At 68.7% G+C, this 26,438-nt stretch carries 20 protein-coding genes and 6 pseudogenes; 14 read left to right on the forward strand and 12 right to left on the reverse strand.

Features of this window, described 5'->3' with window-relative positions; genetic code table 11:
- Positions 1–270 precede the first annotated feature (270 nt).
- Positions 271–551: pseudogene (locus tag ACZ52C_RS38945) on the reverse strand (NF041680 family putative transposase); the annotation flags it as partial.
- Between the two features lie 191 nt (positions 552–742).
- On the opposite strand from ACZ52C_RS38945, the gene ACZ52C_RS38950 reads away from it, so the two are divergent.
- The gene (locus ACZ52C_RS38950; RefSeq protein WP_469079272.1) at positions 743–1,432 is read left to right on the forward strand and encodes a hypothetical protein; all 690 of its coding nucleotides are present in this window, start codon (positions 743–745) and stop codon (positions 1,430–1,432) included.
- Positions 1,433–1,641: 209 nt separating this feature from the next.
- On the opposite strand, the pseudogene ACZ52C_RS38955 reads toward ACZ52C_RS38950, so the two are convergent.
- Positions 1,642–3,069: pseudogene (locus tag ACZ52C_RS38955) on the reverse strand (NF041680 family putative transposase).
- A 435-nt stretch (positions 3,070–3,504) separates the two neighbouring features.
- Positions 3,505–3,873: pseudogene (locus ACZ52C_RS38960) on the reverse strand (hypothetical protein); the annotation flags it as partial.
- A gap of 113 nt (positions 3,874–3,986) precedes the next feature.
- Here ACZ52C_RS38960 and ACZ52C_RS38965 point away from each other — a divergent pair.
- Positions 3,987–4,859, forward strand: a complete 873-nt coding sequence (locus ACZ52C_RS38965; protein ID WP_469079273.1) for an amylo-alpha-1,6-glucosidase — start codon at positions 3,987–3,989, stop codon at positions 4,857–4,859.
- The gene (locus tag ACZ52C_RS38970; RefSeq protein WP_469079274.1) at positions 4,856–5,011 is read left to right on the forward strand and encodes a hypothetical protein; all 156 of its coding nucleotides are present in this window, start codon (positions 4,856–4,858) and stop codon (positions 5,009–5,011) included. Before ACZ52C_RS38965 ends, ACZ52C_RS38970 begins: the two co-directional genes overlap by 4 nt.
- Before the next feature lie 577 nt (positions 5,012–5,588).
- Here ACZ52C_RS38970 and ACZ52C_RS38975 read toward each other — a convergent pair.
- On the reverse strand, positions 5,589–6,677 hold the full coding sequence (locus ACZ52C_RS38975) for an alkene reductase (RefSeq protein WP_469079275.1): 1,089 nt from the start codon (positions 6,675–6,677) through the stop codon (positions 5,589–5,591).
- Between the two features lie 180 nt (positions 6,678–6,857).
- Positions 6,858–8,204 carry an aldehyde dehydrogenase family protein gene (locus ACZ52C_RS38980; protein WP_469079276.1) on the reverse strand — a complete coding sequence of 449 codons (1,347 nt, stop codon included), beginning with the start codon at positions 8,202–8,204 and terminating at the stop codon, positions 6,858–6,860.
- A gap of 173 nt (positions 8,205–8,377) precedes the next feature.
- On the opposite strand from ACZ52C_RS38980, the gene ACZ52C_RS38985 reads away from it, so the two are divergent.
- On the forward strand, positions 8,378–9,298 hold the full coding sequence (locus tag ACZ52C_RS38985; protein WP_469079277.1) for a helix-turn-helix domain-containing protein: 921 nt from the start codon (positions 8,378–8,380) through the stop codon (positions 9,296–9,298).
- Positions 9,299–9,380: 82 nt separating this feature from the next.
- Here ACZ52C_RS38985 and ACZ52C_RS38990 read toward each other — a convergent pair whose 3' ends face one another.
- The gene (locus tag ACZ52C_RS38990; protein ID WP_469079278.1) at positions 9,381–9,695 is read right to left on the reverse strand and encodes a hypothetical protein; all 315 of its coding nucleotides are present in this window, start codon (positions 9,693–9,695) and stop codon (positions 9,381–9,383) included.
- A gap of 587 nt (positions 9,696–10,282) precedes the next feature.
- Here ACZ52C_RS38990 and ACZ52C_RS38995 point away from each other — a divergent pair.
- From ACZ52C_RS38995 to ACZ52C_RS39010, 4 genes are all read left to right on the forward strand, one after another.
- The gene (locus ACZ52C_RS38995; RefSeq protein ID WP_469079279.1) at positions 10,283–10,801 is read left to right on the forward strand and encodes a HEAT repeat domain-containing protein; all 519 of its coding nucleotides are present in this window, start codon (positions 10,283–10,285) and stop codon (positions 10,799–10,801) included.
- A 387-nt stretch (positions 10,802–11,188) separates the two neighbouring features.
- A complete protein-coding gene (locus ACZ52C_RS39000) occupies positions 11,189–11,740 on the forward strand; it encodes a hypothetical protein (RefSeq protein WP_469079280.1) in 552 nt (183 codons plus the stop codon).
- A gap of 232 nt (positions 11,741–11,972) precedes the next feature.
- Positions 11,973–12,281 (forward strand): transposase, encoded by a 309-nt coding sequence (locus tag ACZ52C_RS39005; protein ID WP_469079281.1) that lies wholly within the window; start codon positions 11,973–11,975, stop codon positions 12,279–12,281.
- 195 nt (positions 12,282–12,476) lie between these two features.
- Positions 12,477–12,722, forward strand: coding sequence for a hypothetical protein (locus tag ACZ52C_RS39010; protein ID WP_469079282.1), 246 nt, complete (start codon positions 12,477–12,479; stop codon positions 12,720–12,722).
- A gap of 725 nt (positions 12,723–13,447) precedes the next feature.
- Here the strand turns inward: ACZ52C_RS39010 and ACZ52C_RS39015 are convergent.
- On the reverse strand, positions 13,448–14,098 hold the full coding sequence (locus ACZ52C_RS39015) for a TetR/AcrR family transcriptional regulator (protein ID WP_469079283.1): 651 nt from the start codon (positions 14,096–14,098) through the stop codon (positions 13,448–13,450).
- A gap of 146 nt (positions 14,099–14,244) precedes the next feature.
- On the opposite strand from ACZ52C_RS39015, the gene ACZ52C_RS39020 reads away from it, so the two are divergent.
- The 3 genes from ACZ52C_RS39020 to ACZ52C_RS39030 all read left to right on the forward strand — a co-directional run bounded on the left by ACZ52C_RS39020 (position 14,245) and on the right by ACZ52C_RS39030 (position 17,046).
- The gene (locus ACZ52C_RS39020; RefSeq protein ID WP_469079346.1) at positions 14,245–14,667 is read left to right on the forward strand and encodes a YybH family protein; all 423 of its coding nucleotides are present in this window, start codon (positions 14,245–14,247) and stop codon (positions 14,665–14,667) included.
- Positions 14,668–14,773: 106 nt separating this feature from the next.
- Positions 14,774–16,774, forward strand: coding sequence for an alpha/beta hydrolase (locus tag ACZ52C_RS39025; protein ID WP_469079284.1), 2,001 nt, complete (start codon positions 14,774–14,776; stop codon positions 16,772–16,774).
- 17 nt (positions 16,775–16,791) lie between these two features.
- Entirely contained in the window at positions 16,792–17,046 is a 255-nt protein-coding gene (locus ACZ52C_RS39030; RefSeq protein WP_469079348.1) for a hypothetical protein, read from the forward strand.
- A 109-nt stretch (positions 17,047–17,155) separates the two neighbouring features.
- Here the strand turns inward: ACZ52C_RS39030 and ACZ52C_RS39035 are convergent, their stop codons facing one another.
- The 3 genes from ACZ52C_RS39035 to ACZ52C_RS39045 all read right to left on the reverse strand — a co-directional run bounded on the left by ACZ52C_RS39035 (position 17,156) and on the right by ACZ52C_RS39045 (position 18,740).
- Complete coding sequence (locus ACZ52C_RS39035) at positions 17,156–17,434, reverse strand: hypothetical protein (RefSeq protein ID WP_469079285.1); 279 nt, start codon at positions 17,432–17,434, stop codon at positions 17,156–17,158.
- 520 nt (positions 17,435–17,954) lie between these two features.
- On the reverse strand, positions 17,955–18,128 hold the full coding sequence (locus ACZ52C_RS39040) for an STAS domain-containing protein (protein ID WP_469079286.1): 174 nt from the start codon (positions 18,126–18,128) through the stop codon (positions 17,955–17,957).
- A 219-nt stretch (positions 18,129–18,347) separates the two neighbouring features.
- A complete protein-coding gene (locus ACZ52C_RS39045; RefSeq protein ID WP_469079287.1) occupies positions 18,348–18,740 on the reverse strand; it encodes a MerR family transcriptional regulator in 393 nt (130 codons plus the stop codon).
- 141 nt (positions 18,741–18,881) lie between these two features.
- Here ACZ52C_RS39045 and ACZ52C_RS39050 point away from each other — a divergent pair, with 141 nt between their 5' ends.
- A complete protein-coding gene (locus ACZ52C_RS39050; RefSeq protein ID WP_469079288.1) occupies positions 18,882–19,823 on the forward strand; it encodes an alpha/beta hydrolase family protein in 942 nt (313 codons plus the stop codon).
- A 368-nt stretch (positions 19,824–20,191) separates the two neighbouring features.
- On the opposite strand, the pseudogene ACZ52C_RS39055 reads toward ACZ52C_RS39050, so the two are convergent.
- Positions 20,192–21,727, reverse strand: a pseudogene (locus ACZ52C_RS39055) (ISL3 family transposase).
- A 272-nt stretch (positions 21,728–21,999) separates the two neighbouring features.
- On the opposite strand from ACZ52C_RS39055, the pseudogene ACZ52C_RS39060 reads away from it, so the two are divergent.
- A pseudogene (locus ACZ52C_RS39060) lies at positions 22,000–22,161 on the forward strand (IS6 family transposase); the annotation flags it as partial.
- An 83-nt stretch (positions 22,162–22,244) separates the two neighbouring features.
- Positions 22,245–22,382, forward strand: a pseudogene (locus ACZ52C_RS39065) (IS630 family transposase); the annotation flags it as partial.
- Between the two features lie 2 nt (positions 22,383–22,384).
- On the opposite strand, the gene ACZ52C_RS39070 reads toward ACZ52C_RS39065, so the two are convergent.
- Complete coding sequence (locus ACZ52C_RS39070) at positions 22,385–26,338, reverse strand: nSTAND1 domain-containing NTPase (protein WP_469079289.1); 3,954 nt, start codon at positions 26,336–26,338, stop codon at positions 22,385–22,387.
- Positions 26,339–26,438 lie beyond the last annotated feature (100 nt).

Here is a 26,438-nt window from a genome sequence, read left to right on the forward strand (position 1 = left end):
TCAAGAGCCCGATCGACTACGAACACGACCACCGAGCCAGCCTCACCGAGGAACTGGCTGCATAGGAAGGTCTCCACGTTCGGAGGGGATTGACACAACACCCATCATGCCAACCCTGGCGCACCACCACCGCGGCCTTGCGCCGCTCCAACCCCTGGTGGTCCCAGAACAAGCCACCCTTCGGAGCCAAATCAGGGCGCCTGATCTTCACCAATCACCCTTCGACTGGGTCCAGTTGGAGTCGCCTTGGTGGGGCCGTTGAACGCCGCTCTAGCCAGGCTTGCCGATGGCCTTGAGGGTCTCGGGGCGTTTGACGGTCTTGCCGACGTCGTAGCGGGGTGCCCGGTGTCTGTTCTTGACGCCGGGTGGCCGTCCAGGGCCGACGCCTCGAGGTTTGGGAACACGGCCGGGCAGGCCAGGTGAGCACGGATGTTCCTGAACCCCCGGCGGACCCGGGGCGGGGTGAGCCGGCCGGAGGCGGCTGGCCTCTCTCAGGGTCGGCGGAGGTCCTTGGCGAGGGGCCGGGCAAGCCGGAGCCGGGTGTGAGGAGCTGGCAGGCCGAACCGGGCCGCCTTCTCCGCAGGCGGTGGACGTTCAGTCGTTGCCCTGGCCGCGCCTTACAGTCCCCCTGGTCGAGGGAGGGCCGCTCGGCTGGCTCCAGGTCCGCAGCGGGACGGAGGGCCACGAACAGCGGATTCGCTGCCGCCTGTACAGTTCCGCCTTTCGCTGTTCTACTTGCCGAATGCGCTGGCGAGACAACGGCAGTTCGTGGTGGGTCGCCGGCATCGTGTTCGGGTTGGTTCTCGTGGGACTGGGCGCCTGGCGCATCGGGCCGGCGCACCACCGCGAGCAGCAGCAACAGGTCGTGTCGGCGTGTATCGCCGAGCGTGGTGTCGACCAGTGCCTGCCTGTGCGGACCGCCGCCATCACGAAAACACGCGAGCGGGACGACTGGGGCGGCCTGTCCGTGCTGTACGTGTATCTCGACGGGGCCTCGGAGCCGACGTTCCAGATCGGGCCGAACTGGAGCGAGCGGCACAACTCGGAGGTCGTCGTCGCCGAATCGCAGGGCATTGTGTGGGCCTGGCAGGAGAGCGTGCACCACCGGTGGGAGGAACAGTACGAACCATGGCCGCAATGGACACTCACCTATCTCGGACTGATCCTGGTCGGCGGCTGGTTCGTACTGCACTACGGGAACGTGCTGCTGATCGAGGGGCCCAGTCGGTACACCGAACTGGGCGAGCGGTTGGTCGCCACGTACAGCGGGATGAGCTTTGCGGGGATGGGGATCCTCGTCGGGTTCACCCTCTCCTGGATCTTCGGGCTGATATCCATCGTCGCCGTGGCGGGCGCCGTCGGTGTCAACGGCGCGGATACCTGGCGCCATTGGCAAAGCGCCTGGCGCCGTGCCCGCCGTGTACCGCGTTGACCGTACCCGCACCCGCGTCCGTGCAGGACGGCAGCCACTTCCGCCCGGCGCCGGCCGCGGCGGCCAGGCGTCAAGCTCACACGCCCCCCTACATGAAGGGCGGGAAACTCCCGGCCCTTCTTGTCTCCTGACGCGTCCGGAATGAGCGACGACTCACGGAGCGTCACAAATTTCCGGGTTCTGGCACAGCTTCTGAGCTTGTTCTTTATCTACCAGGACCTGCCAGGCTTGCCGATGGCCTTGAGAGTCTCGGGGCGTTTGACGGTTTTGCCGACGTCGTAGCGGGGTGCCCGGTGTTTGTTCTTGGCGCCGGGTGGCCGTCCAGGGCCGGTTCCTCTGGGTTTGGGAACACGGGTCGGGCAGGCGAGGTGAGCGCGGATGTTCCTGAACCCCCGGCGGACTCGGGCCGGGGTGAGCCGGTCGGAGGTCGGCGGAGATCCTCGGCGAGAGGCCGGGCGAGCCGGAGCTGGGTGTGAGCGACGATCAGGATCCAGGTCCAACGGTCCGCCGCCTGGGGAGTACGGAGCTTCGGAGTGGTCCAGCCCAGGGTCTGCTTCGCGAAGCGGAAGGTGTGCTCCAGGTCGAAGCGGCGGAGAAATGCCTGCCAGAATCGGTCCACGACGTCCGGAGTGGCGCCGGTCCTGGAGGACCACAACCACACCGGCGGGGCATCACGGTCCTTCGACAGATGCTCGACCTTCAACCGGATCAACGTGCCCTCGACCAGGGGAAGTTCACCGTCGTGGTCGAGCCATGAGGAGCGGATGGGTGAGCCTTGAGTGGACCCGGTCCCATGCCTGAGTCTCGGCCTTGCCGTAGTTGGCGGTGGCGGTGACCGTGGTGATCGCAGGCTCAGGCCAGGTCTCCGGCTTGGCCAAGCGGAATTCCGGGCCGTGCTTGGGCGGCCGTCCGCCCTTCGGGTCGTGGACGCGAGGCGGCTTCGGCAGGCGCATGACCCGGTCGGAGCGGACGCGGCCAACCAGCTCGACGGGCAGGTCGCGCAGGACCCAGGCCAGGCGGGTGACGTCATAGCCGGCGTCGCTGACGATCACGATATGCGGGTCCCCGCTCTGCCACTGGCCGGCCGCGACGAGCCGTTCAACGACTCCTCGGAGCTGGGCGGCGGTAACTGCGGTCGCGTCGTCTGCAGGTCCCAGCCGGACCGCGTCCACGATCGCGGTCCAGGAGGTGGCACCCGGCTCCAGCACGGCGACAAAGGAGTACGGCCAGCCCGGGATGAACTGCGACGCCGTCTTCGCCCGGCCGTAGACGTGGCAGAACAGCCGGTCCGCTGAGCACGGCGCGTCCGAGCGAAGCCACGGCGACACATCTACCGCGAGGACCAGTCGTCCGCCGTCGAACCGAGGCAGCGACAGTCCGGCAAGCACCGTCCGCAACCGACCAACATCGATCCGGCCGTGGTTCAGGCCGCCGTACATCGCTCCGTGCCCACGTCGATGTTCGGGCAGCAGCGTCAGGTCGACCGGGGACTTCACCGCACCGTCCGCACACAGCACCGCGTCCACCAGCTCGAACAACTCGTCGCGCCGTGCGGTCAGACACTCATAGAACTCACCCCGGAAGGCTGACGCTTGCGCGAACGCTTCGCTCCGGACAGCACCAGGCAGCAGACTCACCCTCACGGCCTTCGACTTGGTCACGTGCACCTTGGTCGGAGCACATGATCAGACGAAGGCCGTTCCTGCGTCCGGTGATTGTCGGGCTTACGATCAAGTTCGACGGCCGTTCGAGGCCCACATGGGGGCGCAATGTCAGAGATCGCTCAGTGGCTCAAGGACTGGCATGCCGCACATGAACACGAGCTTCGCTCTCGTGGGATCAGCTCTGCGGTGAAGCGGCCCGTCCCAGGAACCCCATCCCGAGGGCGGCCGAAGGCCACGGCAGTGAGCCTCACTTTGGAATCAGACGAGCGCACGGGGATGGTGTTCCTCTGGGAATCGGGTGCCACTTCACTGCTCTTCATCGACTCCGGAACCGAGCACACCTGGCAGGACCAACCGGTGCTCACCTCCGAGAACGAACTGCCACAGATCCTGGCGCCCCTCGTGAAGCTAGTCGAAGCAGCTACCGACGGTAGTTAAAGAACAAGCTGAGCTTGTTCTTTGTCTACCCAGACCTCCGGGCTTGCCGATGGCCTTGAGGGTCTCGGGGCGTTTGACGGTCTTGCCGACGTCGTAGCGGGGTGCCCGGTGTCTGTTCTTGACACCGGGTGGCCGTCCGGGGCCGGCGCCTCGAGGTTTGGGAACACGGGCCGGGCAGGCCAGGTGAGCGCGGATGTTCCTGAACCCCCGGCGGACCCGGGCGGGGGTGAGCCGGCCGGAGGCGGCTGGCTTCTCCCGGGGGCGGCGGAGATCCTTGGCGAGGGTCCGGGCAAGCCGGAGCCGGGTGTGAGCGACGATCAGGATCCAGGTCCAGTCCAGCGACGGAGGAAGAGCCGGGCAAGATCCTCCAAGAGGTCCGGCGCGGGGTCTTCGACGACGGCCAGGGCCTTGTCCTGCCGCCCGTCTACTACGGCACGGTCGACGCGACCCCCTTGTGGGTCTGCCTCCTCCACGACGCATGGCGCTGGGGCCTGCCCGCCACCGACATCGAACCGCTGCTGCCCGCGCTCAACGCGGCTCTCGGCTGGATCGACACCGCCGCCCAGGCCGGAGACGGGTTCCTCTCCTACATCGACCACACCGGCACCAGACTGGCCAACCAGGGCTGGAAGGACTCCGCAGACGCCGCCCGGTTCGCCGACGGCCGCCTCGCCGAAGCTCCCCTCGCTCTCGCCGAAGTACAGGGATACGCCTACGAAGCGGCCCTCGCCGGCGCGGCACTCCTCGACGCCTTCGGCCTGCCGGGCGGCGAACGCTGGCGGACCTTCGCGGCCGACCTCGCCGACCGCTTCCGCGCCCGGTTCTGGGTCCGCGACCAGCACGGCCCCTACCCGGCCATGGCACTCGACGGCTCGGGCCGCCCCGTCGACGCCGTCACCAGCAACATGGGCCACCTCCTGGCCACCGGCATCCTCAACGCCGACGAGAGTGCCGCCGTCGCCGCACGGCTCGCCGCCCCCGACATGTCAGGCGGCTACGGGCTGCGCAGAATGTCGTCGGCATCCGGCGGCTTCGGCCCACTGCGCTACCACTGCGGCGCCGTCTGGCCCCACGACACCGCCATCGCCGTCAGCCGCCTCGCCCGCACCGGACACCCCGAAGCCGCCACCCGGCTCATCGAAGGCCTCCTCGACGCAGCACCGGCCTTCGACCACCGCCTGCCGGAACTGTGGGGCGGCGACGCACGCGCGGGCACCCCCGCCCCCGTCCCCTACCCCGCCGACCGCCGACCGCCGACCGCCGACCGCCGACCGCCGACCGCCGACCACAAGCCTGGTCCGCGGCATCAGCCATCGCCCTCATGACCGCGCTGACCGGACTGGAACCCGACGTACCCGCCGTCCTCCTCCACCTCCGACCGACAGGCCAACTCCCCGTCGGCGCCCTCACCGTCACAAAACTCACCGTCGCGGGAGAACGGCTCGACCTCACCATCGACTCCGACGGCCGGATCTAATCGGTCTCGGCACCCGCAGGACTGACCGTCGAGAAACACCCGGCGTCGTGCCCGACCAAGACCGGTCCGGTCATCGGTCACCCGGGCGGCCGATGACCTGGGTGGAAGGCATCATGCGTGACGTGGACGCTGCCGGAGCCGATGCTGGCCACCCCCGTGCCTGGTCCTGCTCTGCAGCCGGGCTGGGCCGGCGAGCCGAAGTTATGGATGGGCTTTCGTTCTGTCCGTTGTCCATCGCGGGCATGGGTCAGGGCCCTCCGGTGTGAAGGGCCCTGGATCAGTGGCGGCGTCGGTTCTGCCAGCCGCACCCCGACGGGGTAGCGAACGCGTCCCCCAAGCTTTCGATGCTGCCCTGCGCGGCGATGCGCAGGGCGCCGTGTCCGGGATCACCCGCGCCGCGAGCGCCGCCCGTCGCCGCCTCAAGCTCTTCTCTCAGCTGCTGGTTCTCCAAGGTGATCCGCTGGATGTGGCAGGCGGCGAGTGGTCACCAGGCACATGGGTCAGGACCAGAGGGACTTCGGTGGCCTGACACGCCGCGTCTTGCCTCCGCACTCGCCGGCGATGACTTCTTTTCAGGTCACGCGCTGTCGGCGGGCAGCGTCGGGTAGTCGGTGTAGCCGCGGTGGTCGCCGCCGTAGAAGGTGGCCGCGTCGGGGGTGTTGTAGGGGCCGCCGGCTGCGAGGCGGGCGGGCAGGTCGGGGTTGGCCAGGAACAGTGCGCCGAAGGCGATGATGTCCGCGGTGCCGTCCACGATGTGGCCGAGAGCGCCGGGGCCGGTGGTCTCGGGGTGGGTGAAGGGGTTGAGGATCAACGCCGTCGGCCAGTCCTTGCGCAGCCGGGCGGTCAGGTCGCGGTCCGGGCTCTCGACCAGGTGCAGGTAGGCGAGATCCAGCCGGCCGAGAGCGGCGATCAGGGTGGTGTAGGTCTCCAGCACGTCTGCCGGGTCGGTCTCGGCGATGTCGTTGTAGGGGTTGCCGGGAGAGATGCGGAAGCCGGTCCGGTGGCCGCCGATCGCCTCCGCGACGGCCGTGGCGACCTCGATACCGAAGCGGGCCCGGGCCGCGGCGCCACCTCCCCAGCTGTCGGTGCGCAGATTGGTGTTGGGGGCGAGGAACTGGTGGATCAGGTAGCCGTTCGCCCCGTGGATCTCCACGCCGTCGAAACCGGCGGCGATCGCGTTGCGTGCGGCGTCGACGTAGTCGGCGATCGTCCGGGTGATGTCGTCCTGATCCAGTTCCTTCGGCGTGACGTAGTCCTGGGGGCCTTGGTAGGTGAATACCTGGCCCGCCGCCGCGACGGGGGAAGGGGCGACGGGGATGAGTTGGTCGGGCAGCAGGCTGGGGTGGCTGATCCGGCCGGTGTGCATCAGCTGCGCGAAGATCGTGCCTCCCTGGGCGTGGACGGCTTCGGTCACCTTCCGCCAGGCGTCGACCTGCTGGGCGGAGTGCAGGCCGGGGGTGTTGGTGTAGCCCTGGCCGCCGGCCGACGGCTGGATGCCCTCGGTGATGATCAGGCCGGCGCTCGCGCGCTGGGCGTAATAGGTGGCCATCAGCTCCGTCGCCGTGGCTGTGGGAGCGTCGGCGCGGCTGCGGGTCATCGGTGCCATAGCGATGCGGTTGGCGAGCGTCTTGCCGCCCAGGTCGATCGGGTCGAACGCGGTAGTCATAGCAGCTTCCTTCGAAGAATGGGTCGGGTGAAAGAGGCAGGCGTCGGCATGGGCCTGGCGGGGTGTCGGGGAACTGGTGATCGGCGAAGCAGAGATCTCAGTGATCCTCATGCCGCTGGTCAGAGGCGCTTTCTGCTTGTCGATCACCAATTGGGCAGCCTGCTTCACGAAGGCGCGGGCTTAGCTGAGCGGCACGTCCGCGACGGCCTTGAGGTGGCTGAACGTCTCGAGGGTGTACCGGCCGTGGTAGCGGCCCATGCCGCTTTCGCCGACGCCTCCGAAGGGCAGGCCGGTCATGAGCAGTTGCATCACCGGCTGACCCCAGGCGACGCCGCCGGAGGACGTCTCGTTCACCAGGCGCGCCTTGGTTGCCTCGGACTCGGTGAAGGCGTAGAGCGCGAGGGGCTTGTCGCGTTCGTTGATGAAGGCGATGGCGGCATCGAGGTCTTCGACTTCCACGACGGGGAGGATCGGGCCGAAGATCTCCTCCTGCATGACCGGTGACGCGGGGTCGAGATCGGTGAGTACGGTCGGTGCGATGAACAGGTCGTCACGGTCGTGCTGGCCTCCCACCGCCACCCGGCCGGAGTCCAGCAGACGCGTGAGCCGGTCGAAGTGCCGCTCGTTGATGATCCGGCCGAAGCCGGCCGAAGTCTGCGGAGTGGTCCCGAACTGGGCCTCGACCGCCGCGCGCAGGGCGGGGACCAGTGCGGCGGCGGCGGCAGGATCGGCCAGGACGTAGTCGGGGGCTATGCACTGCTGGCCTGCGTTGCCGAACTTGGCGCCGACCAGCCGCTTCGCGGTCTCGTCCACGTCGGCGTCGGGAGCCACGAAGACCGGTGACTTGCCTCCGAGTTCGAGGGTGACAGGGGTGAGGTTCTTGGCGGCCGCGGCCATGACGATCCGGCCGACCGCGCCGTTACCGGTGTAGAAGATGTGGTCGAAACGCTGTGCCAGCAGGGCCGTGGTCTCCTCGGCACCTCCCTCGACCACGGTGAGCACGTCGGCGTCGAAGTACTCTCGCAGGAGGCGTGAAGCGACCGCCGAGGTGTGCACCGAGATCTCGCTCGGCTTGGCCACCACGGTGTTCCCGGCGGCCAGCGCGCCGATGATGGGGTCGATGAGAAGGTGCAGCGGGAAATTCCACGGAGCGATCACCAGGACGACCCCGAGCGGGTCGTACGTGGTGTACGCCGTGGTCGTGGGACCGAAGTGGGCGGGAACCTCCACCGGGCGGGGCTCAAGCCAGCTCTCGAGACTCGCCAGTGCCTCGTCGATGTCGGCGACGGTGAAGTCGATCTCCTGCGTCTTCGCCTCGGCGGCGTTCTTCCTCAGATCCGCCCAGAGCGCATCGAGCAGCTCCTTCTCGTTCTCCACCAGCAGGGCCCGCAGCCGCCGCAGCTGGTCGACGCGCCAGTCCAATGGGCGGGTGACACCGGTGTTGAACGTCGCACGAAGGCGGCCCACCACCTCCGCAGCCGTCTCGCTCTGGTGCGCCCTCGACTCGATCCCCTGTGTTGCGCTCATGAGATGTACTCCATTCCTGATCCAGGCCACGCCCCGGCCGTCTTCCAGCCGGGCACAGTGGCCAGCGTGCTGGACGATCCGGCATCCACCCAGGTCACGGCTTTGCGTACGTGCGCGGTGCCTACCACTGGTTGGGTCAGGAAGGTGTGCGTCCGACCGTGGATACTCGAGGCATGGACGAATACCCCGAACCGGTGCACGAGCCCGCCGCCGGCGCTCTGGACCCGCGTGCCGAGCTCAGTGAGTTCCTCCGCACCCGGCGGGCCAGGCTGAAGCCGGAGGACGTGGGGCTGCCGGACTACGGGCGGTACCGGCGGGTGCCGGGGCTGCGGCGCGAGGAGCTGGCGCAGCTGGCCGGGGTGTCGGTGGCGTACTACACGCGGCTGGAGCAGGGCAACGGGCGGCACGTGTCGGCGGAGGTCCTCGACGCCATCGCCCGCGCGCTCCGGCTGAGCGACGCCGAGCACGCCCACCTCACACACCTGGCGAAGCCGAAACAGAAGAAGAAGCCGGCCGGCCGCGCCCAGCAGGTGCGGGGCTCCCTGCGGACGCTGCTGGACAGCATGGACGGTGTTCCGGCGATCCTCGTGGGGCGGCGCTCGGACATCCTCGTCTGGAACCGGATGGCCGCGGCGGTCTTCGGCGACTGGGCCGAGCTGCCGGCGAGGGAGCAGAACTGGGCGCGGCTGGTGTTCCTGAGGCCCGAGTACCGCGACCTGTTCGTGGACTGGGAGCACAAAGCCAGCGACGTCGTCTCTCAGCTGCGCATGGACGCCGGCTCCCATCCAGGCGACCCCCGGCTGTCCGCGCTGGTGGGCGAACTCTCCGTGAAGAGCGAGGAGTTCCGGCGGCTGTGGGCCGCCCACGACGTCAAGGAGAAGTGCCACGGTATCCAGCGCCTGCACCACCCGCTCGTCGGCGAACTCGACCTCCGCCTCGAGTCGTTCCACCAGGCCGACGCCCACGAGCAGATGCTGGTGACCTACCACGCCGAACCGAACTCCCCGTCCGCGGAGGCTCTACGACTGCTGGCCAGCTGGGGCGCGGATGCGACCCGGGCGGGAACGAGCACGGCGTCGGCACGCACTCCTTGATGAACTCCCCATCATCGGTAGTCGGCTGCGCGCCACGCCCAGCGTCCTTTCGCACGCCAGACGCCTCCGGGGGGGGTCGGATTCAGGACGGCCCGGGTGGCGCGGGCGTGCTGCGGTTGGGCAGTGGAAGAACGGTGCCGCCGCTGCGCAGGGCGTCGTTTTCGAGGGCCAGCTGGCGGATGGTCTCCTCGTACAGAGCGAGAGTGCGGCACAGGTCGGCGTTCTCCTTCCGTAGCCGGCTCAGGTTGGCATCCGTGAAGACGCCGCTCGCCGCCCAGGTCGCCGTGCACTTCGCCGCCGGCGGCCCGCTGCGAAGCGCACGCACCGGAGCGGGGGAGGCATACACCACCACCGCTCCTGACTGGTGGTTGAGGTCCTGGCCGGGACGACCCGGCACGCCGTCGTCACGGTCACCCAGCTGCGCAGTACCTGAATCGAATGAGCGTTGAACGGTGGCTGCCGGTTGCAGGCCGAGATCGGTGCGCTGCGGGTGCAGGCGGATGCGATGACGGTGGCGGTGATGGAACTGCAGGGGGGGCCGCCGCCAACGGGCTGCTGTGGGAGGGGCCAGCCGAGCGGGGCCGGTACTGCTGACGCTGCTCGGCTTCGCGGGTGACGCCCCCTGGGCCCGCATCGCCGGCGGCATACGACGCCGTCATCACCGTCTGCCGCACCTGGCTCTAGACCAGCCCCGGGCGCACCCCGTCGCGTTTCTCCTTGACCTCGGCTCAGGTCAAGGAGAAACGCGACGCCCTCAACCGGCCCGCTCCACTGCGTCGACTCCACCCGACGCGCACCACTCCTGCGCCGCCGGCCGCACCGGTGGCTCTGTTCGCGAGAACGGGAGTCGTTTGTCGATGAGCTCAGAAGGCGCCCTGCTGGCGGCCAGGCCGATGTCACGAGTTCGGGAGGCACCGCTGAGAATGATCTCGCTACGGTCCACCCAAGAGCTGGGACGTTCAACGCATGGGAGGTGGTCAGGCGATGACCCCTGAGGAGCGGGATCTGGTCATGGGCCTGGTGTTCGTACCAGGTAAAGGCCGGACGTGCACGATCGACGAGGTGCTCGCCCACTTCGGCGAGTCCGACGGAGGGGCCCTGGCGCTCCGGCTGCTCCGGGACGCCATGGAGCGCCGGGACGCCGACGACGTCGAGATGGCGTTGATCGTCGCGGCCTCCGCCGGCGCCTCGGGCGAGGAGTTCCTGGCGCCGTTGACCGAGCTGTTCCCTGCCGATTGGCATTGGAAGCACGAGGACATCGTGTCCATGCTGGGCAAGCTCCGCTCGCCCAATACCGTGCCGACAATGGTCTTGGCGACTCGCTGGGTTCCCGGGTACCTGGACTTCGACGAGTTCCGGGCCCTCGCGGTGAAGGCGATCTGGGCTCTCGGCGCCATTCCCGGCCCGGAGGCCCGGGAAGCCATCGAGGGCTTGCGCGACGACGAGAACGAGATCATCCGTGAGAACGCGTTGAAGCAGCTCGCACGCCGCGGCGAGCTCTGACCGCGGAGTCGTAGTCGCTCGTGCGGGACACCCGGCCGCGTTTCCTCGGCCAGTCGTTCCGACCAAGATCAATCTCGCCAGGATTTCCTGTACCTCAACTACTCACGGGAGGTCACACAAACCACCCATCGAGCCGTGAGTGACTCCCGAACTCGTCGACATTGATCAAGGAACCGGCCCACGCGGTGACTTTCGAAACCGTCGACGAACGACTTCCGTTCTCGGGCTCTGGCTCAACTTCCGTGCTCTGAACGCAAATGCGCTGGTGGGTAGGGTCGGGTTCTCAAGGTCGTGAAGGTGGCACGTGGATAGACTCGTGGCGTCGACGCGGTCGATGTTCGCTGGTACGGCGCCGACGGGCGGATGGGAGGCACGCTGGTGTGCAAGGTGGATCACGAGGCCGCAGCAGTGACTGCGACAGCAGCTCTGACGGCGGCCTACCCGCACCTGAGGCATGAGGCTTTTCCGCATCCGGCACTGGAAGGGTGCGAGGACGTGGAGTGGTTGTCCATTCCTGGCTGCCCGGTCGATGTCCCGGTCGTCCTACGCGGGCTGCTCGATCCCGACGCGGCTGAGATGGCCGACCGAGCACTGGACTGGCTTGTGATGTCAGGACCAATGGCCATCAGTGCCACAATGCCGGCGGTCGTCCCGTACCTGCTGAGACTGACTGCCGATCCATCGATCCCACGCCGGAACGAGTTGTTCGGGCTCGTGCTCCTAGCCGCCGCCCTGTCCGCACCGACCGATCCCGACAACGCGTGGGACCTGGCGGTCAGCGGCCCTGAGAAAGACCACCCTGAACGGGCCCTGTGCCGAGAGGCATTCGTTGCCAACGCGGCATGGGTGCGACGTCTGCTTGCCGACGACGAACTGCTGGCTGGCCTTCATCTGGACGAAGGCGAGAGGGCGTCCCTGGTCCAGGCGGCCGGACTGTAACGCGCAAAGCACCTCGGGCAGGCTGGCTGCCACTACTGCCAAACTCCGATCCCCGACGGTCAGCCTGCGTCGGCTGTCGACTCGGAAGCCTCGGGCACTCCCGTGCGCACGGACACTCCGGCCACATGCTGCACGGAAGCTGTGCCAGAACCCAAGAACCGACTGAGCTTCCCCCGAGATGTGGAGAGCGTTGACAGAGGGTCAGATGGGTTTCATGAGAGGAGCCCAGACGATGCCTGCCCCGAGAAAACACCCGCTGGAGTTGCGTGAGCGTGCGGTGCGGATGTACTGGACCGCCGAGCCGAAGCCCGTGATCCGTCGTACGGCCGAGGAACTCGGTGTGCATCATGAGGCCCTGCGGGGCTGGATCCGGCAGGCCGAGGCCGACGCCAGTGAGCGGGACGACCTGCTCACCACCCAGGAGAAGGAAGAGCTCGCCCAGCTGCGGCGCGAGGTGCGGGAGCTGCGCCGGGCGAATGAGGTCCTGCGGACGGCCTCGGCTTTTTTCGCCGCGCAGCTCGACCCGACCCGGCCCAGGTGACGGCGCTCCTTACCGAGCACCCGCACCTGGGGGTCGAGCCCGTACTCCGGGAGCTGCACATCCCCTCCTCCACCTACTACCGGTGGCGGCGCGCGGAGAAAGAGCCATGCGAACGCGTCCGCCAGGACGCCGAGCTGACCGGCAGGATCCGGCAGGGAATACACGTCGACCCAGCTCCGGTACCAAATAGGGAAGTTGGGGCTGTGGCAGAGCTGCGGACGCACCGGATCATGCTTCGACAACGCCGCCGCGGAAGGCTTCTGGGCCCTGCTCAAAGAGGAGATCGGCACCCGCACCTGGCCCAACCGGGCCACCGCCCGCGCCGAGGTCTTCTCCTTCATCGAGACCTTCTGCGACCGCCGCCTGCGCAAGCACCGGACTTTCGGCTACCTCACCCCGGCTGAAACCAGGCAGCGACACCAGCACACCCTCTCGGTATAACGATCACGTGTCCGAGATCACGGGGAAACTCCGGGTCCTACTTGGCCCTCCGGGCCGGTCACGGGCGGGGCCGAGGGCAGGACTCCTCGAAGCGGGCTTCACATTTCGGGGCCCGCTGGAATCGCCACGGTGGGGCCGTAAGAAGTCGCCCTGGCCAGCCTCTACATCGACGCCGCCGTCAAGGAGCTGGCCGCCGACGGCTTTCCCGTCACCGACAACTCCTCGCCCGGCTCTCCCCGCTCCAGTACGACCACATCAACTTCTTGGGCGGCTACGCCTTCACCCCGGCCGTCGACGCCGGGCCTGCGGCAGCGGCGCGACCCGAACAGCGACGTCGAGGACGAGTAGCCACGCGCCCGTACAGTCGAAAGAGTTCCGGGCCGGAGTCACCACCTACGACTCCGGCTTGGACCGCCTTGTGCGCGACGCTCAGGCGGCCCGTCGGGTGGAGCCGAGAAGCTCGCGGTAGCGCTTGGCGTGCACGGCGAGGTTCCGTCGGAGACGGTGCGGGCGCCGTGCAGGACCAGCGGCTCGGCAAGACGCATGCCGATCAGGCGGGCGGTGGCATCGAGGGGCGCCAGCAGCTGGGCCAGCGTGAAACGGAAATCTGCAATGGTCGACATGGCGCTGACGACGCCGGCACCAAGCCCGCATCAGCCACTACGAACGACGCGGACACAGCCCCTGAAAACTGCCCAGCAATCAGACCAAGCACCGTTGCAGTACTAACGCACCAGAGGCAGGCCAGCTGCGGTGGCCGCCACCATGCGCTTCAGTGTCGGGCGGAACGGCGGGAACGCCCCCGCGATTTCCGGCTCGCGCGCGTACAGTTCACGCAGCGCCTCAGGCGGGCGGGTGATGGGAAACAGCTTCGCCACGAAAGCACTGGCTGTCATCACCAGGGCAGCACCATCGGCAGGAGTCAGCTCCGGGCAGGCGACGGAGATGCGCTGGCCGATCGCCCAGTAGGTGTCGATGGCCCACCTCTTGAAGACCTTCAGCACCTCCACGGACACATTGTGCTCGAGCATCGTCTCCGCGTGCGTGGTCAAATCGCAGTAGAGCGGCCGGTCCACGAAGGCATCCGCGAGAACGCCCGCCGTCGCCTCCGTCCCACTCACCTCCTGCAACCGGGCACTTACCGCGCTCGCCCACTCGGCTCCCGCGCTCATCAGCAGATGCAGGTAGATCTCCTCACGCGTACCGAAGTAGCGCAACACGTTGGACTTGGCGAGTCCGACCGCGGTGGCGATGTCCTGCAGGCTGACCCTGGCCACGCCGGAACGCTCGGCGAGCTCCCGAGCAACGGTGAGGATGGCCTCACGGCGCTGCTCCTTCTGATCAGGGCGTCGAGCCCGCTGGAATGGCGCTGACATGACCGTTCATCCTAGTCCAGAGCTAACAGAACACCCATCTCTTGTTAACGGACGGGTGTTCTGTTAATGTCCCGACATCCACCAGCCCCATCGCGCTCCGGGAGTGAAAGACCATCTCCGCCACCCCGACCGACCTCAGCCAGACCATTGACGACTTCGTTGCCGCCTTCAACGAGCCGAGCCCCGATCTCGACAAGGTCATGTCCTTCTTCACCGACGACGCCGTGTACCTGCCCGGTCACCCCCCGGAGCGACGTGGCATCGCGGCGATCCGCAAGGAATTCGAACCGCACTTCGCGGGGCGCTACGGCGCCATGCACTTCGCCGTGTACGACAAGATCATCGACGAGCCGAACCGCCGCGCCACGATCCGCTGGGCCTGCCGGCTCGACATGAGCGGAGAGTCCGGCCGTCATGTGCCGTTGCCGCTGCGCCTGTTCGCCCGTGCACGCTACGGCGGCCGTATGCAATGGCACGGCGTGGACGTGTTCCACTTCGACACCGCAGGACGTATTAGCGGCAAGTTCACCTACGCCATGTTCCGGTTGCCGCTGTGGGAGCGAGGCTGACATGGCTCCCCGACGGCCCGAAGACCCGAGACACCCCACGCGCCGGTGCCCGTCGCACCTCCCCATGGGGAAAGCTCGGGCCCGCACACACTTATACGGAAACGGAATGACACGTCTCGCGTCCTGGCGGCGCCTGCTCGCCTTCGTGGTCACCGGCGGACTCCTGGCGTCGCTCTGCTACTTGGCGCTGCGGCCAGAACATCTCCTGTCCGTACCCGAGGGGGCCGCCTCCGGGTCACTCACCATGCGGCCCTGCGACTACGACACCGAAGCCGGAACCGTCGCCGCCGACTGCGGCACACTCGCCGTCCCGGAGGACCGGCGCGACCCCAAGTCCGAACTGATAGCACTTCCAGTCACCCGCGTCCGGGCCACGTCCGCCGACCCCGCTGAACCGATCTTCCGACTGGGCGGCGGCCCCGGTAGAACGAACATGGACTTCCCGCAGGCAAGCCGGCTCACCGGCAGACACGATGTGGTCCTGGTCGGTTACCGGGGCATCGATGGATCGCGCCGTCTGGACTGCCCCGAGGTCACCGCGGTCATGCAGTCCGCCGACGGAATCGCGGGACCGAGGACACTGCCCGCCGCCACCAAAGCGTTCGAACTGTGTGCGGACCGCCTCACCGACGACGGGATCGACCTCACCGGCTACTCCGCTCTCCAGCGGGTGGAGGACCTGGAAGCGGCCCGTACCGCCCTGGGCTACTCACAGATCAACCTCCTCAGCTCCAGTGCTGGAACACGCACCGCCATGATCTACTCCTGGCGGCACCCGGCGGTGCTGCACCGCTCCGCGATGGTGTCGGTCAATACTCCCGGTCACTTCCTCTGGGACCCGCGCATCACCGATGCGCAGTTCGCCCAGTACACACGGCTGTGCGACGACGACGACGCCTGCGCCGCGCGTACATCCGACCTCGCCGAATCGATCCGGAAGACCGCCGACGAGATCCCTGAACGCTGGGGGCCCTTCCGCATCAAGGACACCAACGTCCGGGTCCTGAGCCAGTACGCCATGCATCACAACGGTCCGGCCTCGGCACCGAACAACGCTCCGACCGTCATCGACGCCTACCTCAGCCGGGACACCGGCGCCTTGTGGGCCATGTCCGTCCTCGGCGACCTCACACTGCCGGATTCCATCGTCTGGGGCGAGTTCGCTTCCTTCGCCATGATCGATGGACCAGCAGCACAGCGCTACTACGACAGTGGTGGCGATCCGGGCTCGACCCTGGGCAACGCCTCAACCGACTTCCTGTGGGCCGGCGAGTCCGGTCTGTCCACGGTATGGCCGGACAGCCCCGACAACGCCAAGTATCGTGAGATGCGGCCCAGTGACGTCGAAACCCTCCTCGTCAGCGGTGAGGTCGACTTCTCCACCCCGGCGCAGCTGGCCACCGACGAACTGCTGCCTGCCCTGTCCCGGGGACAACAGGTAATCCTTCCCGGGTTGGGCCACACCGCCGACTTCTGGGAGCACCGTCCCGAAGCCGGCAAGCGTCTACTGACCACCTTCTTCGACACCGGCAAGGTGGACAGGTCCCAGTTCGACCTGCGGCCCGTCAACTTCGAAGCCGTTCCGTGGAGCATGTCCACGGTGGCCAAACTGCTGATCGGAGTCACCCTGGCCGGCACAACCCTCGGCCTCGCTCTGCTCGCCGTGATCGCACACTGGTCGCGCAGGCGCGGTGGCTTCGGTCCCCGCGCGAGCGTCTGGGTACGGACCGTGACCGTCGTCCCGCTCGGTCTTGGCGGATGGCTGCTGGGGGTTCTGCTGATCTGGACGGTAGGCCCCGATGACTTCGTGGCCAGCGCGAGCGTGATCGTGCCCGGGACGGGCCTGATGGTAGGCCTCGGCGCCTACCTGGCCTGGACCCGTAACGAGCGCTCATCCCAGATCCGGCGCGCTGGGTTGGTCGCCGCGGTCTGCGGGGCGTTCCTCGGGGCATGGCTCGGCTGTTACGCGCTTTCCGGCCTTCTGGCGCCTGCTGCAGCCATAGCCGGTGCAGGCGCGGCAGCGAATCTTGGGCTGCTGTGCGTCGAGCACTTCCGTAGGTGGCCGGACCGCGCTTGGCGCGTACCGGCGGCCCGTAAGAGCTCTTGAGTCCGTAGGAGAACACCATGGGGTGGGCGGGCGCCGCAGGGACCTGCGACGTCAGGCCCACTGCGCTCGTCGATCCCGGCTCGCCACTGTTTCGCAAGAAGGCGGTGACGGCCAAGGGTGTCGAGGACTTCACTGATTCGAAGACCGGATACGCGATCGTGGAGGCCAAGTCGCACGAGGACGCGGCCCGGCTCTTCAGCGACCACCCCCATATCGCTCTGCTTCCCGGGAACTCGATCGAGGTCCTCGAGTGCCCGCCCATCCCGGGCTAGCTTCTGCTTTCCTGGCCATCGTCGTGTCCAGATGAGGATGGCGGCGAGGTGAAGTGCGGCCTGGAAGGCGATGGCGAGCTTGTCGCAACGTGTTGCCGGCGCCGTTTCATCAGAGCTGTCGACCGGCCGGGTATCCACCGGGGGCGTCAGCCAACTCGATGACCGCGGTGATCCGCTCGAACGGCGCACCGACCAACAGCTCCTTCGGGCCAGCGACGAAGAACCCGCCAACGCCGAACAGCAGCAACCGGTGTGTGGACAACGCCGCGACGAACCGCTGCGGCAGCCCCAGAGGCACCGGCGATACGCCCGAGCCGACCGCCGCCCCCAAGATGGCGCCTCCACCCGCGGCCATCGTCGCCCGCGCACCGCCGATGCGGAACGCCATAACCGCGTGCCGCACCTGCTCCTCGGACGGCTCGCCGTCACCCAGCCGCGCCTGCGCCCTTCTTCCGCATCGTGTCGGACATGCCGGCAAGCTACCCCGGTAGCCCGCGGCGACGTCACCCCTCGCCCGCCTCTTTGCGTTGAACAGAGCGAGGACGGGAGAGACGACGTCGTGAGCGGCGCTGCTGGCGCAGGCCCGACACGAAGGGGAGGACGCGTGATCCCGCTGCCACCGCACCGCACGAAGGGGCCTGGCGTACTCGGCGCCACTCCCGAGCAGCCCGCCGCGCCGTTTGGCCACTGGCCCGAGCTCGGCGAGGACGAAGAGACAGAGAACACCACCCCGGAGAGCTGAACCCAGAGCATCACCCTCAGCTACTTGCCCCTACCTTCTTTCCGGAAGTCTTCACCTCTTACGACAGCCCGCACTGAAGCCGCATCGGGGGGCGGGTCTCAGCGGCCGAACACGGCTTCTGCGCCGGTGACGGTGCCGTGGACCGGCAGAAGCTGAGGCACCCCGGTCACCTCAAGGATCCGCTCGCCTCCGCCTGCCGCCGGGCATCGAGCAGCACGTTCAGCCCGGCTGAGTCGCAGAAGGAGACGCCGGAAGGGTCCAGCACAGCGCTCGCCGGTACTTCCTCGTGGTCCAGTGCGTGCAGGACGGAGCGGGCCGGACTGCGGCCGTCGCGCACCATCGCAAGCACCCACCCAGAAGGCCACGCTCCAGACGATGGCGTCCCGCGAGGTGGTGTAGGGGATCAAAGCGCCGGAGCCCGCAGCCCGAGGATACGTAGGGGTCCGCGTATAACCCGTCTAGGACGCATCGCGGGCTGCCGCCTGCGCGGACGGCGCCGCGGGGACGTCCGTCGCGCCGACGCACGACTCGCTGCCGAATCGACGCCCCTCATCGTCCGTCAGCGCTGGACGTGGACTCCGGCCTTCCGTCGGCAGGACATGCCCGTGAGCATGTTGCCGGTGGCGACGGTGATGACCGAGTCGAGCCGGTCCCGGGCGTGCAGGAGATCGGTGATGCGCTGGTCGACATGACCGCGCTCCGTCGCCAGCCGCTCGATCAGGGCGGGTGTGGCACGGCCGTCGATGACGCACGGCAGGAGCTCGGCGATGGTCTTGCTGGACAGCCCGGCGGCGTACAGCTGCTGGATGAGCTGGACCCGGTCGACCGCGCTCTCGGGGTAGTGGCGCTGGCCGCTGGAACTGCGCTCGGCGCTGAGCAGGTTCTGCTCCTCGTAGTAGCGCAAGGCCCGGACACTGACGCCGGTCCGGGCGGCGAGTTCTCCGACGCGCATCTCGTCTCCTGTGCGACTTCCGTCACGCGACTTGCCTCTGACGTCGACGTCAGGTTTTAGCGTAACCGACGTGCGCCTCACCGCGGGTCTCTCCGGTTCGTCTCCTGGCGTACGAAGGCCCGAACGAAGGAGTACGCGAGAATGACCGCGAGCCAGATGACCGGCCTCACGGACCCCCCGTTCACCCCGACCGTATCGGTCAAGCCGGTCGTGCTTCCCGCGCCGTATCGCGGCGAGGACCTGCCCGTACGCGTTTCCGCACCGGTCACTGGTACGAATCTGCCGATCGTGCTGTTCGCGCACGGATTCGGTTCGCATCTGGATGGCTACGCGCCGCTGGTCGACCACTGGGCGTCCCATGGTTTCGTAGTGATCCAGGCCACGCACCTCGACTCCAAGCGCTTCGGTATCCCCGCCGACGATCCCCGCAAGCCCCACATGTGGCGCTACCGCGTGCAAGACATGAAGCAGATCCTCGACGAACTGGAGCACCTGGAGGCGTCCGTACCCGCCCTGGTCGGCCGAGTGGACCGCAGCCGCATCGTCGCGGCGGGGCATTCCTTCGGCGGTCAGACCGCGGGTGTCCTCGTGGGCCTGCGTGTCACGGACCCGACGACAGGTATCGCGCAGGACATGTCCGACCGCCGGGTCATGGCCAGCGTCCAGCTGGCCACCGCCGGCAAGGGCGGCGACGAATTGACCCCCTTCGCCCTCGAGAGCGCTCCCTGGCTGCTCGGCCAGGACTTCTCCCACATCACCGCGCCCGGACTCGTCGTCGCCGGGGACAAGGACGAACTCCCGCTCTCCACCCGGGGACCGTCCTGGACGACCGACCCGTACACCCTGAGCCCCAGCGGCAAGAGCCTGCTGACGGTCTACGGCGGCCAGCACTCCCTCGGCGGCATCACGGGCTACGCGGCAGCAGAAACCACCGACGAACATCCCGGCCGCGTCGCCCTCGTCCGGCAAGTCACCCTCGCCTACCTCCGCCACGTCACCGGCATCGACCACACCGGCTGGGAAACGACGCAAGCCGCGCTCGCTGGTGACTCCCACCGGCTGGGACGACTGGAGTCGAAGTAACACCCTCGCCAGATCCGGCTGCCTGGCTTTGTAGGTGAGTTTCGAGAACGTCTGTTGCTCAGCGGTGCGAACGCCTGGTTCCACGGGAGAGTGATGTCGCTGAGTTTCTAGAACGCCCAGGTGCTTGCCTCGGGACCATGGTTGTGCTCTGCACGACGAGGGGGCCCGAGTGCTGCCGAACTCCAAGGTCGATCTGTACGTGGCGATCCGCCGTCATGCCAGGACCGGCAGCCCGGACCGGACACTCTCGGCAGGCTCCACGGTCTCCAACTCCACGGCGGTTTCGGTCACTTGACGTCTGTCCCGTGATCGTCGGATCCGCCGTTAGATTGGGCCTGTTCCGTAGTCGGTGGTGACGGAGGGTGTGGTCAGCCCAGGAGGATGCGGTGGCGCAGGAGGGGGAAGCCTCGCGCGGCCGTACATCTGGCGCTTGATCAGCTTGGTTTTGTTGTTGACGCCTTCGGTGCCGCCGTTGTGGTGCGGCGGGGTGAGGGCGGCGTCGACTGCGGCGCGGTCCTTCTCGAGGCCCCGGGTGAAGGCGTGCAGGTGGGGCAGGTCCACGGCCTGGGCCCAGGTGATCCAGGTGCTCAGCAGGGTGGCATTGCCGTGGTTCGGGATCCAGCAGCACGGCGAAGTGGTGGATGAGGTCGGCCAGAGCGGTCATCTCGTGGCAGGCGGTGCGGACGGCCTCGATGCGTTCCCGCTGGTGGTCCTTGAGGCGGTCGGGGCGGGTGAGCAGGTAGCGGGCGAGGCGCCGGGGCGAGAGTGCGGGCCGGTCGGCCTCGACGCGGCCCTGGTTGATGTAGCGGACGAGCAGGTTCGAGCTGCCGGTGTAGCCCAGTTCCCTGATCTCCCGGAGGAGATGGGTGACGGGGACAGCCGGGTTATCCAGCCGGCGTCGGCGCAGGTGATCGCGAGGGACACGAGGGTGGGCCGGTGCTTAGGGGCGCGGATGAGGCGCTCGGGCTCAGCGACGCGGTCGTAGCGCTTGACGGTGTTGAGAGCCAGGTTCAGGCGGCGCGCGCACTCCAGAAGTCCGACTCCGCGCTCGCGCAGGGCGTGGACCTGCTGCCAGCGCTCGCGGGTGGTGGCGGCCTGTCTCCCCTCGGCCGGGGGCCGGCCCGCTTTCGCCCAGCAGGTGCTGTGCGCGGCGACTTCTTTGCGGACGGCCTCGGCGAGGTTGTGCCACACGTGCCAGCTGTCGCTGATCTGTACCGCGTCGGGCAGGGCTCGGCGGACCGCCCCGGCGTAGGTGGCCGATCCGTCCCGGCACACGGCCTCGATGCCCGGATGTCCGCGCAGCCAGGCTTCCAGAGTGGCGGCTTCGCGGCCGGGCAGTACCTTGATCCGCTCACCGGTCTCGGCGTTGATGATGATCGTGGCGTAGCTGTGCCGACGCCGCAGGGCGAAGTCGTCGACCCCCATCACCCGCGGGATCCGCACACCTTTGGCACAGGCACCCGCCGCAGCAGCCGCAGGGCGGAGGCGCACGACACGGGCACGGCCAGCGATCGGGCAAGCCGGGCGGACGCCCGGCCGCATAACTCCTTGACCAGCTCGCAGAGCTGGCCGGTCAGACGTGTGGTGCGGCGCTGATGGCGCTCCAGGAGCCCGGGGACCTGCTCTCGGAAGGTCTGCCGCGTGCAGCCCAGCACCGGACAGACCAGCCGTCGTATCCTCACCCGGACCACGACCTGCCGGCCGTCGACGGGTACATCCCGCACCGTCCGGCCGTGATACCCGTGGACCCTCTCCGTCACCACCCCGCACACCGGACAGGGAACGGGAACCTCCCGGGTCCGAGCCGTAACCCGGACTGTCTCGCCACCGTCGGCCACATCCTCGATGACCAACGCCGACAACCCCGAAAACACCGTTGCTACAAGCGTGTTCGCATCATGCACGCTGAATGATCACAGGCGGGCACTCACCGTCACCACCGACTACGGAACAGACCCGCTCACCGTACAGACCCGGCGGTTGAGCGGATCGGGGCCGTGGTGCACTGCTGTTCGTAGCAGGTGGTGCCGCTCCCCTACCGTGCGTTCCAGGGTCCTCCCGTGCTGCGGCAACGGCACGTCGAGGGCGCGGTCAGAAGCTGTGCCAGACCCTGGAAATTTGTGACGCTCCGTGAGTCGTCGCTCAATCCGGACGCGTCAGGAGACATGAAGGGCCGGGAGGGGCGCAGCGGTTCCTGTCCGCGTTCAGCGGTATCTCGCCCCACTTCCGGCCCCGCCTCCACCTGATGACCGCTGCCGCCCACCGAGCCGAGATGAGCATCCGCTTCGCGATCTGGGACCAGATCACCGGCGCTGCCGACCGACCCACCACGGCCTGACCACAGGCCCGGCTCCCAAGCCCACCCTGCCCCGACGCGCCGTCAGGCAGTCACACACCCAATCAACGTGAGAACGCCGCCAGGCCAACATCGCCCTCACCGACCCCGACCACCTCATGAGCGTGCTTCGGCACGGTCTCCGCCAGATCCGGTACCGCAGCAACCTCATCAACGGATGCCTCGCCGAAACCGGCCTCACCTTGACGACATCACGGCAATAACATCAGTAACCGTCCGCCGTTCCGTCCGACCGGCCGGACGTTGCCGATGAACAGGTCGCCCGGTAAGGAATCCCCGGCAGGTACGTCCGCCAGTCCGCCGGGGACAGGCCGGAGCCCACCCGTGCGCAGAGGCGGGAGGCGGCTCGGTCGGGGTCTATGTCGTACGCCTGGACCGGAACGTGCGCGCCCGCCCCGTACAGCGTGCCACCGTCCGGGCCGAACGCGAGCGAGCGGATCATGTCGCCCGGCGTGGACAGGGCTGATCCGAGGAGCCGGTGCGAGTCGGTGTCCCACAACTGGACCGTGCCCAGGTCACCCGCGACGGCCAGGGTCTCGCCGTCCGGCGAGAAGGCCAGTGCGCCCACTCCCTCGTTCTCCGAGCGACGGGACTCGTTGTACGTACCCGGCAGCACGCCGAGGCGTTCGCGGAGGTCCCCGTCCCAGATCGTGACCCGGCCCAGCCCGTCGCCCACCGCCAGACGGGCGCCGTCCGGACTGAATGCCAGGGCGTTCGTATCGTCCCCGCCCAATACGCGCTGCGTCACCTTTCCGGACGACAGGTCCGCGACCGAGCCCTGCCCCGACACGATCACTCCGCCGTCCGGGCGCACGACCAGGTCCTCGCCCGCGAAGCCGGGCAGAGTGCGCAGACGCTTTCCCGAGCGTACGTCCCACAGTTCGAGCACGTCCCGCTCGGCGGCGCGGGACACGGCGAGGGTGCGCCCGTCAGCGCTGAGGGCGATTCCGGAGGCGCCGAGCGGCATTTCGTCGTCCGGCACGGGCGTACCGCCCTTGTCCAGGTCGACAGTGGCGAGCACGCGGCGGGCGCGTACGTCCCACACAGTGATCAACTGATGTTCAGAGGAACTCGAGTCGTGGTCCCGCCGGATCCGTCCGTACGCGAAGTACCCGCCGTCCGGGCTGAACGTCATGCCGTCGGAGCAGTTGTGCAGACGCACCGCCGCGGCCTGCAGTCGGCGCACGGACGTCTCGACCTCTTCCCCCAGGGCCCCGTCCTCAAGCGTCTGTTCGCCCGGACCTCTCCGGTCGGGATCCGGCGGAGGGCAGGGCTCACCCGGCAGCTTCGCCACCAGGCTGCCGTGTGTGTCCCGCAGCTCATACCCGGCCAGGTCGTCGGTGCGGTCAACGGTGGCCAGCGTCCGGCCGTCACCGCTCCACTTCGCGTCGTCTGTCGCACGGTTCTGCCAGCGGTCGGTCACCGCACTCCCGAGCCTCAGCGACCGGACGACCGCGCCGCCGCCCGACATGTACCGTATGGCGCCTTCGGCCAGGTCCAGCCGGAGTTGGTAGGGAGTCTCGTTGACCAGGGTGTAGCGGAACACAGGGGCGCCGGGCGCCGCCACCCGCCACAGCAGGATCTCGTCAGGAGTGGACGCCACGAGGAAACGGCCGTCGGCGCTGAACCGGAATTCCTCGATGCCGTCCGCCGTGAGCTGAGCGCGGGCGCGGCCGGAACCGAAGTCCCAGAGACGGATACCGGTGTCGCTCCTGAGCGCGATACCGCGGCTGTCGGGGGTGAAGGCGAACTCGCCCGCGAGGCAGTCGCGCTTCCCGGCACGGTCCAGCCAGGGCATCGGCAGCTTGCGGCCCCTGCCGCCAAGGTTCCGTATCTCCAGCGGCCGTGCGTCGGTGCAGACGGCCAGCCATCGGCCGTCCGGGCTGACGGCGGTGTCCTGAACCGTCTCGGACTCCCCGATCGGCAGACGCAGGAGCCGCCGCCGCTGGCGCAGGTCCCACGCCTGTAGGTCCATCGGACCGTCGAGGTCCGGTCCCCAGCTCTGCACAACGAGAACGTGCCCGCCCGGCCCGAACTGCGCGTCCGTGGGCGACTCCACGGCGAGCCCGCCGGTCGCGCGGGCCGTACGGACATCCCACAGCCTTACGACTTCTTCGTCCAGCAGGGCAAGTGTGCGCCCTTCCTGACTGACCGCCATCCACACCTGGTCGTCCGGACTCCCGCCGGTCCCGGGCTGGGTGCGGGTGCGGCGGTGGGTGCGCACGTCCCAGGTGTCGATACGGTCCGGTGTGATCGACAGGACCGTCCGGCCGTCGGCGCTCAGGTGGCTGTCGACGCTGTCGGCGCCGGTGTCGGCGGGGACGGTGAAGACGTCCTGCTCCTTCTGCCCGAGGGAACCGAGCAGAGCTGACCGGGTCTCCGTGGTCCTCGCGAGCCGCCAGGCGGCGATGCTGAGGCGCACCGCCTGCTCCGGATCGGTCAGACGCAGGGTGGCGGCGACGGCGGCGAGGCGGCCGGCCTCCGCCTCGACTCTCCGGCGATCGCTGGTGCTGCTCTGCTGCCAGGCGATGGCACCGGCGACCAGAGCCAGGACCAGCAGGCAGGACAGGGCGCTGACGAGGACGTGACGGCGGCGGCGCTCCCGGGTGCGGCCCGCGAGGGATGCGGTCAGGAAGGCGTCTTCGAGGGGGGTGAGCGCGGCGGAGCGCCCGGAGGTGCCCCGGAAGTGCTCCCCGGCGGCGGCCAGGCGGGCCCCCCGGTACAGCGCGCCCGGGTCGCGGCCGAGGTCGTCCCAGGCACGGGCGGCCTCGGTGAGGTGACGGTGGGCACGCAGGCGTTCGCGGTCCTCGTCGATCCAGGCGCCGAGCCGGGACCAGGCACTGATCAGGGCCTCGTGGGCAAGACTGACGGTGTCGTCGTCGAGAGTGAGGAGGCGGGCACGGGCCAGGCGGTCGAGGACGAGTTCGACGTCGTCGGGGGCGGCGACGTCGAGCTCGGTGCGGGGGACGGGGCGGCGGGTGTCCTGAGAGCCCTCGCCGGGCGCGACCAGTCGGAGCAGCAGAAGCCGGGCCAGCTCGGCCTGTGCGGGCGAGAGCCCGGTATAGATGTCCTCGGCGGTCTGCGCGATGGCGCCGTCGAGCCCGCCCGCCGCCTGGTAAGCCTCCTCGGTCAGCGCCCGTCCCCGACGCCTGCGCCAGGTCTCACGCAGGACATGCGACAGCAACGGCAGGCCGCCGGGGCGGCCCTCCACCTCGCGGACGAGGCGGGCGGTGAGCGAGCGTTCGACGATCAGGCCGGTCGCCTGGGCGGGCTTGACGACAGCCTCGCGCAACTCGGCCGGGCTCATGGGACCCACGAGCACGCTGGTGTCGCGCAGGGCTCGGGCGAGGCCGCGGTGTTCGGCGCAGCGGCTGTAGAAGTCGGCGCGTACCGCGATGACGACCCGCAACCCGCTGTCCGGGCGGTGGGCTGTGAGCAGCAGGTCGATGAACGCGGCGCGCTCGGCCGGGTCCTGGCAGAGTGTGAAGATCTCCTCGAACTGGTCGACCACGACGAGGGTGTCTCTCCCCGTTCCGGGCGGGTCCGTGAGCGGCCGGAGCGCGTCGGCGTGTGTGGTGAGAGGGTGCTCCCCCGGGGCCAGGACGCGGATGGCGGCCAGTCGGAGGCCGCCGCCATCGTCGCTGCCCCTGCTGTGGTCGCTGTCACCGTTGCCGCCGTCGCGCCGCAGTGACGGGATCAGCCCGGCACGCAACAGGGAGGACTTGCCGCTGCCGGACGGGCCGAAAACGGCGGTGAAGCGGTGTTCGGCCACTGACTGCCGTAGAGCGGCGGTGAGTTCACCGCGCCCGAAGAACCGGTCGTGGTCGTCTGGCTCGAACCGCGCGAGACCCTGGTAGGGCGGCTCGGTGTCCTCGTCCTCGCGGACCTGGACGGCCGTCTCCCCTTCCGCCGCGCGCCAGCGCCGCTCCCACTCCACCGGGTCGCCGCCGCAGGCACGGACGTACCCCAGGGTCACCGCCAGCGAGGGGAACTGCTCGCCGGCCGCCGCCTGGGAGAGCGAGGTCACCGAGTAGTGTGCGCGCCGCGCCATTTCCCGATAGGTGATGCCGTCCGCCTCGCGCCGCAGCTTCCGCAGCTCGTACGCGAAGCGCTGTACCGGTCCCGCGTTCGGGTCGACCGGTCTCTCTCGACGCCCCACCGCGCTGTCCCCCCGTCCCCCGGCACAGTTCCCTGCGCCCGGCACGCGGACAACTCCCCGTGCGTGCGGCCACGTTAGGAACCCATCCGACTGCATGGCA

This window comes from Streptomyces sp. NPDC034049, from assembly GCF_055575575.1.

Coding starts and splice junctions, on each gene's coding strand:
- ACZ52C_RS38950 (WP_469079272.1), top strand. CDS start 743: ATGCGCTGGCGAGACAACGGCAGTTCGTGGTGGGTCGCCGGCATCGTG.
- ACZ52C_RS38970 (WP_469079274.1), top strand. CDS start 4,856: ATGACCGCGCTGACCGGACTGGAACCCGACGTACCCGCCGTCCTCCTC.
- ACZ52C_RS38975 (WP_469079275.1), bottom strand. CDS start 6,677: ATGACTACCGCGTTCGACCCGATCGACCTGGGCGGCAAGACGCTCGCC.
- ACZ52C_RS38980 (WP_469079276.1), bottom strand. CDS start 8,204: ATGAGCGCAACACAGGGGATCGAGTCGAGGGCGCACCAGAGCGAGACG.
- ACZ52C_RS38985 (WP_469079277.1), top strand. CDS start 8,378: ATGGACGAATACCCCGAACCGGTGCACGAGCCCGCCGCCGGCGCTCTG.
- ACZ52C_RS38995 (WP_469079279.1), top strand. CDS start 10,283: ATGACCCCTGAGGAGCGGGATCTGGTCATGGGCCTGGTGTTCGTACCA.
- ACZ52C_RS39005 (WP_469079281.1), top strand. CDS start 11,973: ATGCCTGCCCCGAGAAAACACCCGCTGGAGTTGCGTGAGCGTGCGGTG.
- ACZ52C_RS39015 (WP_469079283.1), bottom strand. CDS start 14,098: ATGTCAGCGCCATTCCAGCGGGCTCGACGCCCTGATCAGAAGGAGCAG.
- ACZ52C_RS39025 (WP_469079284.1), top strand. CDS start 14,774: ATGACACGTCTCGCGTCCTGGCGGCGCCTGCTCGCCTTCGTGGTCACC.
- ACZ52C_RS39030 (WP_469079348.1), top strand. CDS start 16,792: ATGGGGTGGGCGGGCGCCGCAGGGACCTGCGACGTCAGGCCCACTGCG.
- ACZ52C_RS39035 (WP_469079285.1), bottom strand. CDS start 17,434: ATGGCGTTCCGCATCGGCGGTGCGCGGGCGACGATGGCCGCGGGTGGA.
- ACZ52C_RS39040 (WP_469079286.1), bottom strand. CDS start 18,128: ATGGTGCGCGACGGCCGCAGTCCGGCCCGCTCCGTCCTGCACGCACTG.
- ACZ52C_RS39045 (WP_469079287.1), bottom strand. CDS start 18,740: ATGCGCGTCGGAGAACTCGCCGCCCGGACCGGCGTCAGTGTCCGGGCC.
- ACZ52C_RS39050 (WP_469079288.1), top strand. CDS start 18,882: ATGACCGCGAGCCAGATGACCGGCCTCACGGACCCCCCGTTCACCCCG.